General features: G+C 69.2%; 10 protein-coding genes and 2 pseudogenes. 4 read left to right on the top strand and 8 right to left on the bottom strand.

Going from position 1 to position 11815, the window contains the following annotated elements; genetic code table 11:
* Nucleotides 1–126 precede the first annotated feature (126 nt).
* On the bottom strand, nucleotides 127–429 hold the full coding sequence (locus tag QM595_RS06050) for a response regulator transcription factor (protein ID WP_415170632.1): 303 nt from the start codon (nucleotides 427–429) through the stop codon (nucleotides 127–129).
* Nucleotides 430–475: 46 nt separating this feature from the next.
* Between QM595_RS06050 and QM595_RS06045 the strand changes: the two genes are divergently transcribed.
* The 4 genes from QM595_RS06045 to QM595_RS06030 are packed head-to-tail and all read left to right on the top strand — an operon-like array spanning nucleotide 476 to nucleotide 4323.
* The gene (locus tag QM595_RS06045) at nucleotides 476–1552 is read left to right on the top strand and encodes a FecCD family ABC transporter permease (RefSeq protein ID WP_415170631.1); all 1077 of its coding nucleotides are present in this window, start codon (nucleotides 476–478) and stop codon (nucleotides 1550–1552) included.
* The gene (locus QM595_RS06040) at nucleotides 1549–2343 is read left to right on the top strand and encodes an ABC transporter ATP-binding protein (protein ID WP_415170630.1); all 795 of its coding nucleotides are present in this window, start codon (nucleotides 1549–1551) and stop codon (nucleotides 2341–2343) included. Before QM595_RS06045 ends, QM595_RS06040 begins: the two co-directional genes overlap by 4 nt.
* Nucleotides 2344–2382: 39 nt before the next feature.
* Nucleotides 2383–3534, top strand: a complete 1152-nt coding sequence (locus QM595_RS06035) for an ABC transporter substrate-binding protein (protein WP_415170629.1) — start codon at nucleotides 2383–2385, stop codon at nucleotides 3532–3534.
* Between the two features lie 24 nt (nucleotides 3535–3558).
* A complete protein-coding gene (locus QM595_RS06030) occupies nucleotides 3559–4323 on the top strand; it encodes a TauD/TfdA family dioxygenase (protein WP_415170628.1) in 765 nt (254 codons plus the stop codon).
* Here the strand turns inward: QM595_RS06030 and QM595_RS06025 are convergent.
* From QM595_RS06025 to QM595_RS05995, 7 genes and pseudogenes are all read right to left on the bottom strand, one after another.
* Entirely contained in the window at nucleotides 4298–5404 is a 1107-nt protein-coding gene (locus QM595_RS06025; protein ID WP_415170627.1) for a hypothetical protein, read from the bottom strand. The genes QM595_RS06030 and QM595_RS06025 overlap by 26 nt on opposite strands.
* A 200-nt stretch (nucleotides 5405–5604) precedes the next feature.
* A complete protein-coding gene (gene clpB / locus QM595_RS06020; RefSeq protein ID WP_415170626.1) occupies nucleotides 5605–8190 on the bottom strand; it encodes an ATP-dependent chaperone ClpB in 2586 nt (861 codons plus the stop codon).
* 131 nt (nucleotides 8191–8321) lie between these two features.
* Nucleotides 8322–8834 (bottom strand): annotated as a pseudogene (locus QM595_RS06015) (L-serine ammonia-lyase, iron-sulfur-dependent, subunit alpha); the annotation flags it as partial.
* An 81-nt stretch (nucleotides 8835–8915) separates the two neighbouring features.
* Nucleotides 8916–9101 (bottom strand): annotated as a pseudogene (locus tag QM595_RS06010) (serine dehydratase beta chain); the annotation flags it as partial.
* Complete coding sequence (locus QM595_RS06005) at nucleotides 9098–9880, bottom strand: ATP-binding cassette domain-containing protein (protein ID WP_415170625.1); 783 nt, start codon at nucleotides 9878–9880, stop codon at nucleotides 9098–9100. The gene QM595_RS06005 and the pseudogene QM595_RS06010, both read right to left, overlap by 4 nt.
* Nucleotides 9880–10890 (bottom strand): ABC transporter ATP-binding protein, encoded by a 1011-nt coding sequence (locus tag QM595_RS06000; RefSeq protein WP_415170624.1) that lies wholly within the window; start codon nucleotides 10888–10890, stop codon nucleotides 9880–9882. The genes QM595_RS06005 and QM595_RS06000 overlap by 1 nt, the downstream gene beginning before the upstream one ends.
* Complete coding sequence (locus QM595_RS05995; protein WP_415170623.1) at nucleotides 10887–11798, bottom strand: ABC transporter permease; 912 nt, start codon at nucleotides 11796–11798, stop codon at nucleotides 10887–10889. Before QM595_RS05995 ends, QM595_RS06000 begins: the two co-directional genes overlap by 4 nt.
* Nucleotides 11799–11815: the final 17 nt, after the last annotated feature.

Here is an 11815-nt window from a genome sequence, read left to right as displayed (position 1 = left end):
GTACAGGGCCCGAGTCGGCAGAAGTGCTGGTGAGCGACCTGCACTTCTGCCGACTCGGCACCTCTCAGACCTGCACTTCTGCCGACTCGGCACCTCTCAGACCTGCACTTCTGCCGAGTCGCGCCGCTAGACCAGGCCGTGCTCGTGGGCGAAGACCACGATCTGCACCCGGTCGCGCAGCCCGAGCTTGCGCAGGATCGAGCCGACGTGGGTCTTCACGGTCGACTCGCCGGCGAAGACCAGCGCGGCGATCTCGGTGTTGGACAGCCCGCGTGCGACGGCGGTGAAGACCTCGCGCTCCTTCTCCGTCAGCGAGAGGTACGACGCCGGGGGCTGGACGGGCGCCCGGAACTGCTGATCCAGCAGCGTGGCCAGGTCGCCGGGTGCCGACCTCGAGGCGGAGACCCTCGTATTGATAATGATTGTCATTTTGTGTTAGCTTGCAAGGACGCCGCGTCGAAGAAAGGAGGCAGCCGTGTCAGTCACCGTCGACCACCCGACGTCCCGACCCGCCCAGGGCGCCCGCCTGGCCTACCGCCGCATCGTGCGGCGCAAGCGACTGCTGTTGGGCGCCATGCTGGCCGTCTGCATCGCGGCCTGCCTGGCGGACGTCTTCGTCGGGGTGTCCGGGATGAGCCCGGTACACGTCCTCCGCGTCGTCTTCCGTCCTTCCGAGGCGGACCCCGCGGACTATGTGATCGTCTGGAGCTTCCGACTGCCGATAGCGGCGATGGCGCTGCTGGTCGGCATGTCGCTGGCCATCGCCGGAGCCCAGATGCAGACGGTCCTGGACAACCCGCTCGCGAGCCCTTACACGATGGGCATCTCGGCCGCCGCGGGGTTCGGCGCCGCCTTGGCGATCGTCGGCGGCTGGGCCGTCCTCCCCTTTCTCGGCAGCTACGCCGTCGCCGCGAACGCGTTCGTCTTCTGCGTCGCCGCCTGCTTCGTGATCCTGCTGGTCGGCCACCGTCTCGGCGCCAGCGGAGACTCGCTGGTCCTGGCCGGGATCGCACTGATGTTCACCTTCCAGGCACTGCTCTCCCTCGTTCAATACCGCGCCTCCCCAGAAGCCCTCCAGCAGGTGGTGTTCTGGCTCTTCGGGAGCTTGCAGCGCGCCACTTGGAGCAAGGTGCTGCTCGTCGGAGGCGTCCTGCTGGTGGTCGCCGCGCTGCTAGCCAAGGACGCCTGGCGGCTGACCGCTCTGCGCCTTGGCGACGACCGGGCTGCCGGGCTCGGCATCAACGTCGTGGCACTGAAGTGGCGCACGCTGGTGCTGATCTCCCTGCTGACCGCCGTCGCCGTCAGCTTCGTCGGCACGATCGGCTTCGTCGGGCTGGTCGGCCCCCATCTCGCCCGGATGCTGGTAGGCGAGGATCAGCGCTACTTCGTGCCGATGTCGGCGTTGTGCGGAGCAACGCTGCTGTCGACCGCCTCGATCGCGAGCAAGGTGATCGTCCCCGGCACCGTCTATCCCGTCGGCGTCGTCACCTCGATCATCGGCCTGCCCTTCTTCATCTCTCTCATCCTCTCCCGCCGGACGGCGAGGCGATGAGGGTCGAACTGGACCGCGTCGGCTGCCGCTACGGCGCCAGGACCGTCCTCGCCGACGTCAGCGCCAGCATCCATCCCGGCCAAGTGACCGTGCTGCTCGGGCCCAACGGCTCCGGCAAGTCGACCTTGCTCAGGGCGATCTCCGGGATCGGCCGGTATCAGGGCCGGATCCTCTTCGACGACGTCGACACCGCCGGCTGGTCGCTGTCGCGGCGCGCCGGTCGGGTCGGCTACGTCGCCCAGGACACGGCTCAGGGCCCGGCGCTCTCGGTGTTCGAGGCGACTCTCCTCGGCCGCGTCCACTCGCTGCGCTGGTCGGTGCACGAGAAGCATCTCGAAGCCGTCTGGGGAGCGCTTCACGCGGTGGGCATCGAGCCTCTGGCCAACGAGCCGGTCGCCACCCTCAGCGGAGGCCAGCGCCAGCTCGCCGCGATCGCCCAGGCGCTGGTCCGCGATCCGCAGATCCTGCTGTTCGACGAACCGATCAGCAGCCTTGATCTGGCCTACCAGCTGGAGACCCTGGAGTTGATCGCCGACCTCACCCGGGAGCGCGGCATCTGCACCCTTGTCTCACTGCATCACCTCGACCTCGCGGGTCGCTACGCCGACCAGCTGCTGGTGCTGCACCGCGGCGGCCTGCACGTCGCCGGCGCCCCGGCGGCGGTGCTGACCGAGGACCTGGTGCGCGAGGTTTTCCAGGTGCAGGCCCGGATCGTGAGCGAAGCGGACAGCCTGCACGTCAACGCCCTCTCCTCGCTGCGTCGGGTCACTCGGACGCACACACATTCCTGACGAGACACCCCCTCGAGCACAACCATGGAAGGAACCTCTATGAGAGCCATCAGGCTCATCACGACCGCGGCGACCTCCGCCGCATTGCTCTTGACGGCCGCCGGCTGCGGTGGGCAGTCGACAACGCCCGAGGCCAGCGGCTCGGAGCAGATCAGCTTCACCGACGTACGCGGCGACACCGTGACGCTGCCGCGGCCGGCGAAGACGGCCAGCGTGGTCTACAGCGGCTTCGGTGGCCCGTTCCTCACGATGTTCGCGCTGTTCGGCGAGGACGTCGACGAGCACCTGGCGAGTTGGGACGACGGCCTGAAGACCCGCGCCGACCTCTACCCCCACTTCCTCGACGTCGATCCTGGCCTCGACGACGTACCGGTGGTGACGGGGTCCGGCAGCGACCTCAACGCCGAGGGGATCATCGCGGCCAAGCCCGACATCTATCTCATCCCCGAACTCGCCTACGAGGGCGCGCCCGAGGAGGTCCAGCGGATCAAGGACGCCGGCATCCCGGTGGCGACCATCGACTTCCACTCCTCGGAGCTGGACAAGAGCCTGCTGAGCATCGAGATCATCGCCAAGGTCTTCGGGGCCGACGCCCGCGGCAAGGAGCTGACCGACTTCTACCGGGAGCAGGTCGAGCCGGTCTACGAGCGGGCTCAGGCAGCGGCGGCCGCCGAGGCCGACCGGCCCAAGGTCTACGTCGAGCTGGCCAGGGACCCCGCGGAATATGGCAACAGCTATGACAAGCTGCTGTGGGGCGGCATCCTCGAGAGCCTCGGCGCGAGGAATATCGCCACCGACAAGGGCGTCGAGATGGCGCCCTTGGACCGTGAGTACGTCCTCTCCCAGAAGCCGGACGTGGTCTTGCTCGTAAGCGGCGGCGGCTCGCTGGACGGGTCAACCATGAAGCTGGGCTACGACATCACCCCGGAGGTAGCGCGCGCGTCGGCCAAGCCCTACGTGGAGCGGCCCGGCTGGGAGGCCTTCCCTGCGGTGCAGAACCATCGCGTCTACCTGCTGAGCCACAGCAACGTGCGCGAGGTATGGGACTTCTACGCGATCCAGAGCGTGGCCAAGGACCTCTATCCCGAGGAGTTCGCCGACCTCGATCCCGACAAGACCTGGCAGGAGTTCCACTCCCGGTTCCTGACGGTCGCTCCCCAGGGCGTCTGGGCTCTGGACTACTTCGCCTGAGCGCGCCACCGACAGGAGACAGAGATGAACCAGTTGATCGAGGCCGGCACGATGCCACCCCGCTGCGGGCTGCCGGAGGCTCGCGAGATCTTCGCCGAGTACGGCGCCGTCGTCATGCCCAGTCCGTCCGAGCGGTCCGACACCCTGGTCGAGGTGGCCGCCCTGCTGCTGGGATCGCGGCTGCGGAGGCTGTTCCCGATCCGACGACAGGACGGCGAGAGCGGCGACTACCTGGGCCCGCACGCGGACGGGGCCTGGGCGCTCGCCGACGTCCACGGCCAGACCGTGCGACTCCGTGACCCCGACGACGACTACGTCCTGCAGCGGTGTCTCAAGCCGGCGGCGCAGGGCGGCGAGTCGTTCGTTCTCGACGGGTATCGGCTCGCGGATCGGATCCGGGAGACCGACACCGAGCTCCACGAGTTCCTCACCGGGGTCGACGTCGATTTCCTCGCCGGCTGGACCAACCCCTCCCGCGGCGTGCCCGCCACGCCGCTGCTGCGGCGCATGATCGAGCACACCCGAGGCGGGCGCCGCGTGGTGCGGACCGGCTCCCAGGCACGGCCGGCACCGCGCGAGCCGGACGCCGTACGACACCAGGTCATGCTGGACCGCTACGCCGCGGTCGTCGAGGCCATGGCTGCTCGGGCGCCGCGCTTCAGGCTCGATGCCGGCGACGTACTCGTCCTCGACAACTACCGCTACCTGCACGGCCGCGATGCGTTCGTCGGGGCCCGGTCGCTCCAGGTGACGACGGTCGTGTCTACTGACGCCTGGTCGGTGTGGTGATCGGTGCGCTGAACCAGGCCGCGACGTCGCGGCGCAGCAGCATCGCGAGGGTCGCCCCGCAGGCCGCGGCGGGGATCAGCATGACCGGGTTGACGAGCACGCAGAGCAGCATCAACAGCCCGGCGCCGGCGGTGGAGACGGCGAGCAGGACGCGCGCCCACGGCTTGCCGCGGAGCACGAAGAAGGCGACCACGCAGGCGCTCAGCGCCCACCCGGTGACGGCGACCGCCATCACGACGAACATCACCTGGACCATCTCGACGGTGACGCCCTGCTCGGCGAAGGTGGGGTTCTTGTCGAGCTCGGTCCGGATGATCTCGGGGTCGGTGCCGGTGACGATCGAGCCGATCACGAACAGGACGGCGACCAGGCCTGAGAACACCCAGGTGAGCACGGCCGCGGCCAGCACCGCGCCGGGGCGCCGGGCGGGCGCCACGAGGGGGTACGACGCCGGGGGGAGGTAGGGCGTCGAGCCGGGCTGGCCGAAGGGCTGCTGCCAGGCCGGCGGCTGGCTCGCCGGCTGCCCGACCGGCGCCTCGGCCGACGGCGCTGCGGGCTGCTCGGGAGCCTGTCCGGCCTGTCCGGCCTGTCCGGTGGGCGGCACGGCGAACGGGTTCCGCGGCCAGCTCTCCCTGCCCTGGCCTTCCGGCGCCGGGTTCCAGCGACCGTCGAACCAGTCCCGAGCCGGCTGTAGCCACAGCAGCGCGACCGCTGCCGCGACCGCCGAGGAGAGCACTCCCCCGCTGACCAGGCCGGTAACGAAGAGCGGCACCGCCAGCACGCTCAGCACGACGCGCGACGACTTGGACCGCTGCAGCACGTGCCAACCGAGCACCGCCGTCGCGGCCGCGCAGACGCCGGCGATCGTGGCCAGCACCCGCACCAGACCGAGCGCCTCGCCGACGCTGAGGCCCAGCACGTCGAAGGGCGGCGCGGCCAGCATCTCCGCGGTCGCCTCGCGGGTGTCGAGGGTGTGCAGCGAGGCGATCTGGTCGTAGACGGTGAGGACCATCGCCGCCGAGCCAAGGATGATCAGCCAGCCGGCGAGTGTCACCTGCCGCGGTCGGGGAAGAGCCTCCATGCCCCTATTGTGCCGAGTCGGCAGAAGTGCAGGCCACCAGACCGCCGAGTCGGCAGAAGTGTGAGTCCCACAACGGCCGAGTCGGCAGAAGTGCAGGTCCTTGACCCGCACTTCTGCCGACTCGAGCCTTCTCAGAGCCGCACTTCTGCCGACTCGGGCCATTTCAGACCCGCACTTCTGCCGACTCGCGCCCCCGGGGGTCAGGTGGTCAGGGTCAGACCCGACTCCGAGCGGTCGACGGTGACGGTGGCGCCGTCAACCACCTGGCCGCCGATGAGCAGCTTGGCGAGCGGGTCGCCGATGGCGGTCTGGATCAGCCGGCGCAGCGGCCGGGCGCCGTAGGCCGGGTCGTAGCCGGTGTCGGCCAGCCACTCCTTCGCCGCGTCGGTGACCACGACCGTGATCCGGCGCGCCGAGAGTCGCTTGGACAGCGCCGCGAGCTGGATGTCGACGATCCAGGCCAGCTGCTCCTTGGTGAGGGCGTCGAACATGACAACCTCGTCGAGCCGGTTGAGGAACTCCGGCTTGAAGGAGGAGCGCACCACCGCCATCACCGACTCCCGCTTGGCAGCCTCGTCGAGCAGCGGGTCGACCAGGAACTGCGAGCCCAGGTTGGAGGTCAGGATCAGCAGGGTGTTGCGGAAGTCGACGGTGCGGCCCTGGCCGTCGGTGAGCCGGCCGTCGTCGAGCACCTGGAGCAGGATGTCGAAGACCTCCAGGTGCGCCTTCTCGACCTCGTCGAGCAGCACCACCGAATAGGGCCGGCGCCGCACCGCCTCGGTGAGCTGGCCGCCCTCGTCGTAGCCGACGTAGCCGGGAGGCGCGCCGACCAGCCGGGAGACCGAGTGCTTCTCGGAGTACTCCGACATGTCAATGCGCACGATGGCCCGCTCGTCGTCGAACAGGAAGTCCGCCAGCGCCTTCGCGAGCTCGGTCTTGCCGGTGCCAGTCGGACCGAGGAGGAGGAAGGAGCCGGTCGGCCGGTTGGGGTCGGCGATACCGGCCCGCGAGCGCCGTACGGCGTCCGAGACCGCGCTCACCGCAGCCTGCTGCCCGATCAGCCGCTCGCCGATGACCTCCTCCATCCGCAGCAGCTTGGCCTGCTCGCCCTCCAGCAGCCGGCCGGTGGGGATGCCGGTCCAGGCCTCGACCACATCGGCGATCTGCGCAGGCCCGACCTCCTCGCCCACGAGCTTCTCGACCGGCTCGGCGGGCGCGGCCGAGGCCGCCTCGATCTGGGCCTCCAAGGCCGGGATGCGGCCGTAGAGGATCTCCGAGGCGGCGGCCAGGTTGCCCTCGCGGGTCAGCTTGTCGGCCTCGATGCGCAGGGCGTCGAGCTGGCGGCGCAGCTCGCCCTCGCCCTCCAGCGAGGACTTCTCGCGCTCCCAGCGCGCCTCCAGCCCGCGCAACTCCTCCTCGCGGTCGGCCAGGTCTCGGCGCAGGGCCGCGAGACGCTCACGCGAGGCGTCGTCGGACTCCTTCTCCAGCGCGAACTCCTCCATCTTGAGCCGGTCGACGGCGCGGCGCAGGACATCGATCTCCTCCGGGGAGGACTCGATCTCCATCCGCAGCCGGGACGCCGCCTCGTCGATGAGGTCGATGGCCTTGTCGGGCAGCCGCCGCCCGGTGATGTAGCGGTCGGAGAGCGTCGCGGCGGCGACCAGCGCGGCGTCGGTGATGCGCACGCCGTGGTGGGCCTCGTACTTCTCCTGGATGCCGCGCAGGATCTGGATGGTGTCCTCGACCGAGGGCTCGCCGACGAAGACCTGCTGGAAGCGCCTCTCCAGGGCCGGGTCCTTCTCGATGGACTCGCGGTATTCGTCCAGCGTAGTGGCGCCGATCATGTGCAACTCGCCGCGCGCCAGCATCGGCTTGAGCATGTTACCGGCGTCCATCTGGCTGTCGCCGCCGGCACCGGCGCCCACCACCGTGTGGAGTTCGTCGATGAAAGTGATGACCTGGCCCTCGGACTGCTTGATCTCGTCGAGGACGGCCTTGAGCCGCTCCTCGAACTCACCGCGGTACTTCGCGCCGGCCACCATCGCGGCCAGGTCGAGCGAAAGCACCCGGCGACCCTTGAGGGAGTCGGGCACGTCGCCGGCGACGACGCGCTGGGCCAGGCCCTCCACGACGGCGGTCTTGCCGACGCCGGGCTCGCCGATGAGGACCGGGTTGTTCTTGGTACGCCGGGAGAGCACCTGGATGACCCGGCGGATCTCGGCATCGCGCCCGATGACGGGGTCGAGCCGGCCCTCCTCGGCGGCCTTGGTCAGGTCGACGGAGAACTTCTCCAGCGACTCGTACGTCGACTCGGCGTCCTGGGAGGTGACGCGACGGTTGCCGCGCACCGCGGTGAGCGACTCGCGCAGCCCGTCGGCGGTGAGGCCGGCGGCCTTGATGACCTGCTGTGCAGTGGACTCGACGGTGGCCAGGGCGATGAGCAGGTGCTCGGTGGCGACGTACTCGTCCTTCATGGACTGGGCCAGGTCGAGCGCGCTGGCGAGCACCCTGGTCAGCGCCGCCGAGCCGCCCGGCTGCTTGACGGTGGAGCCGCTGGCACGGGGCAGTCGGTCGCGCTCGGCGATCGCCTGCGCGGTCAGCATGGTGACGTCGACGCCCGACTTGCCGACCAGGCCGGCCGCCGTGCCCTCCTCCTGCTGGAGCAGCGCCACGAGCAGGTGGATCGGCTCGGTGCTGGTGTTGCCAGCGGTGGTGGCCGCGAGCTGGGCGGCCTCAATGGCCTCGCGACTGCGGTTGGTGAACTTCTCGACCCCGAACTGACTCATCTTGTGTCCAGAACTCCTGTGCGTGATGTGAGCACTCCGCCGGTGTCGGTGTGCTCGTCCAAGCATCCAACACTCCAGAAGTTGAGTCCATTCCACTCAAGTTAGTTTTGTGGTCACGACGCAAGATGGCCTCAGAATTCGAAGATCTTGACGGCGAGGCCGCCTCGGGAGGTCTCCTTGTATTTGACGTGCACGTCGTGGCCGGTCTCGCGCATGGTCTTGATCGCCTTGTCGAGGGAGACTTTGTGGCTGCCAGTGCCGTGGATAGCCAGACGAGGGGCATTGATGGCCTTCACCGAGGCGATGGCGTTGCGCTCGATGCAGGGGATCTGGACCAGCCCACCGACCGGGTCGCAGGTGAGGCCGAGGTTGTGTTCGATGCCGACCTCGCCCTGGCAGCCGACCTCGGCACCAGAGATGGAGGCGTTGGTCTTGAACAGGATCCCGATCGCGGCGGCGATGAGCAGGAACCGAACGGCTCCGTCGTCGTCGGCGACCGACACGAGGAGGGCGTAGTAGTGGAGCACCGCCGGGATGATCCCGGCCGCGCCATTGGTGGGCGCGGTGACCACTCGACCACCGGAGGCGTTCTGTTCGTTGACCGCGAGCGCGAACAGGTTGACCCAGTCGATCACGTCGAGCGGATTGACTCGCAGGCCTTCGCGTTCACAGATCGCCAACAGCTGTGCCGCCGTGCTGAACGGTTAGCGCAGTGTGGTCTGGTCGGTCGCGCCGAGCGAGCCGAACAGCTCTGCCCGCACCCGAACGACTTGCTCGAGCAGCCCGTCCCCGGCCAGCCCGTCGACAAAGGTCTTGGCAGCCTTCATCGGCCCCACCGTGTGCGAGGAGGACGGGCCGATCCCGATCGAGTAGCGCGAGCCCTCAGAGCGCGTTTGAGAACTCGCTCTCAGTCATGGAGACCCGGGGCCGCCTCGATGAGACGCCGGGTGTACTCGTGCCGTGGTTCACGCAGCACCTCGTCCACTGGCCCCGTCTCCACAACGTCACCGCGATACATCACCGCCATATCGGTGGCCAATTGGCGCACGACCCCGATGTCATGGGTGACGAGCAGCATGGAGAGTCCCCGGGAAGCCTGCAGCGACTGCAGCAGCCCGAGGATCTGCGCCTGCACCGTGACATCAAGTCCCGCCGTGGGCTCGTCGGCGATGATGAGCTCCGGCGAACGGACGAGTGCGCGCGCGATGCAGACGCGCTTGACCTGTCCACCGCTCAGCTCGTGAGGACGCTTGTGGTGCTGGACGTCCACCAGGCCACACGAAAGCAGAGCTTCCGCGGCCGCCCGCTCTGCCTCGTCGCGACCGACGCCCGAGGTGACGAGCGGCTGGGCCGCCGACCAGAGGGCAGTACGCCGGGGGTCGAGCGAGCCACGCGAGTCCTGAGGGATGAACTGGAACACCGCGGAGCGCTCCACCCGGGACATGGCGCCGACATCCCGGCCGTCGATCGTGACCGTGCCCCCAGCGATGGGGGCACGCCCACTGATGGCGCGGATCGCGCTGGTCTTGCCACTTCCGGACTCGCCGACCACCGCGAGAGTACGTCCGCGCTCGAGGGTCGTCGTGAAACCGCGGACGACCTCCTTCGGCTCCGCGCCCCCCAGCAGGCCGCGGCGGCGGCCCGCGTAGGCCACCGAGAGATCGACGACGGTCAGCAAGGCGGCGCCCATCAGACTCCCTCCAGTACGAAGACATCCGTGGAGTCGCTCTCCAGCGGATGAAAACACGCCACGTGACGGGTCGCGGTGGCGGGCTCGAGCCGTGGCGTTGCGCTACCGCAGGTCTCGGTCGCGCGCAGGCAACGCTGCCGGAAGGCACAGCCGTCCTGCCAGTCCCCCGGGGTACCGGGCTCTGCCGGCCGGACCGCCGTCCAGTCCCGGCGCTCGGCGTGCGAGAGCGCCGCCTCGCGCAACGCCTCCGTGTACGGGTGGCGCGGCGATCGCAGCACCTCTCCGGCCGGACCGCGCTCGATGATGTGACCGGCGAACATGACGGCAACGGTGTCGGCGACGTCCGCGACGACGGCCAGGTCGTGCGAGATCACCAACAGGGAGGCATCCCGCTCCTTGCACAGTGACGTCAGCAGCCTCATGATCTGGGCCTGCAGGCTGACATCCAGTGCACTGGTCGGCTCGTCGGCGATGACCACGTCGGGGTCGCACGCCACGGCCATCGCGATCATGACCCGCTGCGCCAGCCCGCCGCTGAGTTCGTGCGGAAACGAGCCGCCGTGGGTGTCCACCGAGATACCCACCAGGTCCAGCAACTCCGCCGCCCTAGTCTTGGCCGCTTCCCGGCCGAGCCCCGCGTTGACCCGGAGGATCTCCGTCAACTGGCTACTTACCGTCCGAGCCGGGTTGAGAGCGCGGTGCGGGTCCTGGAAGACGTAGCCGATCTTGCGTGAGCGCAGCTCACGCAGCTGCTGAGGGGTCAGGTCGGCGATCGACGCACCGGACACCTCGATCCTGCCGCCGATCCGAGCGGCATCCGGGAGCAGGCCGACGATCGCTTTGGAGGTGATCGACTTGCCCGAACCTGACTCGCCCACCAGGGCGAACACTTCGCCGCGGTCGATCGTGAAGCTCACGTCCGAGACCAGTGGAGCTTGGTCCGGTCCCGCGAAGCCGATCGAGAGGTCGCCGACGCGGACACTGGTGCGATCCTCGGACGTGATGGTCATCGGTTGCCTCCTCCGGTTCCCGTGGCCCGCTGCCTGCGGCGCTGTGATCGTGGTCCTCGTATATCCAGGTGGCGAGCGGCGAAGTCACCCAGCAGGTTCGCCGAGAGGACGGCCGCCATGACGCCGACGCCGGGGAAGACCGACATCCACCACGCCTGGTAGAGGTACTGACCACCCAGGCGCAGATCCGCCCCCCAGTCCGGCGTCGGCGGGTTCGTCCCCAGGCCCAGGAAGTTCAGCGTCGCGGCGGCCAGCATGGCCCAGCCGACGATACTGGTGCCGAAGACCACGACAGGAGCCGCGATATTCGGCACGACGTGGCGTTTGAGAACGGTCCAGGTACTGGCTCCGGCGTGATAGGCCTGCTCGACATAGGCCGAGACCAGGACCGACTGCGCGAGGCCGTAGGCCATCCGCGCGATCTGCGGGACGTACGCGACCCCGATTCCGATCGTGATGCTGGGCAGACCGTTGCCGAGCGCGGCGACGAGGGCCATCGCGAGCAGCAGCGACGGAAACGCCAGCATGACGTCGACCGCGCGCATGATGGCCGAGGACGCCAGGCCCCGGACCGCTGCTGCCACCACACCGAGCAGGGTGCCGATCAGGACCGCGCCAATCGCACTGATCCAGCCGACCACGACCAAGGGTCGCGCGCCGGCGAGCCACCGGGCGAAGACGTCGCGTCCATAGTTGTCAGTGCCGAACAGATGGCCACCCGACGGGCCCGTCAGCAGCCCGTCCGTCATCGCGGTCGGGTCCGGGGCGAGCAACGGCCCCAGCAGCGCCAAGATGACCAGGCCGACCGCGAGAACGAGGCCGACGCGCCCGGCCAACGCCGAAGCGCCGCGCGTCTGGCCAGTCGCCGCAGCCTCTGGAATCGCCGGGTCGATGACCACGTCACTCATCGGTTCACCTGCTCTCA

Origin of the sequence: Nocardioides sp. (assembly GCF_047607185.1) — a bacterium.
Classification (GTDB): domain Bacteria; phylum Actinomycetota; class Actinomycetes; order Propionibacteriales; family Nocardioidaceae; genus Nocardioides.
This window is presented reverse-complemented; position numbering and strand designations above follow the sequence as displayed.

What these genes read in the sequence shown, in the direction of transcription:
- QM595_RS06050 (WP_415170632.1), bottom strand. Translation starts at nt 429, where the DNA reads ATGACAATCATTATCAATACGAGGGTCTCCGCCTCGAGGTCGGCACCC.
- QM595_RS06040 (WP_415170630.1), top strand. Translation starts at nt 1,549, where the DNA reads ATGAGGGTCGAACTGGACCGCGTCGGCTGCCGCTACGGCGCCAGGACC.
- QM595_RS06035 (WP_415170629.1), top strand. Translation starts at nt 2,383, where the DNA reads ATGAGAGCCATCAGGCTCATCACGACCGCGGCGACCTCCGCCGCATTG.
- QM595_RS06030 (WP_415170628.1), top strand. Translation starts at nt 3,559, where the DNA reads ATGAACCAGTTGATCGAGGCCGGCACGATGCCACCCCGCTGCGGGCTG.
- QM595_RS06025 (WP_415170627.1), bottom strand. Translation starts at nt 5,404, where the DNA reads ATGGAGGCTCTTCCCCGACCGCGGCAGGTGACACTCGCCGGCTGGCTG.
- clpB (WP_415170626.1), bottom strand. Translation starts at nt 8,190, where the DNA reads ATGAGTCAGTTCGGGGTCGAGAAGTTCACCAACCGCAGTCGCGAGGCC.
- QM595_RS06005 (WP_415170625.1), bottom strand. Translation starts at nt 9,880, where the DNA reads ATGGGCGCCGCCTTGCTGACCGTCGTCGATCTCTCGGTGGCCTACGCG.
- QM595_RS06000 (WP_415170624.1), bottom strand. Translation starts at nt 10,890, where the DNA reads ATGACCATCACGTCCGAGGATCGCACCAGTGTCCGCGTCGGCGACCTC.
- QM595_RS05995 (WP_415170623.1), bottom strand. Translation starts at nt 11,798, where the DNA reads ATGAGTGACGTGGTCATCGACCCGGCGATTCCAGAGGCTGCGGCGACT.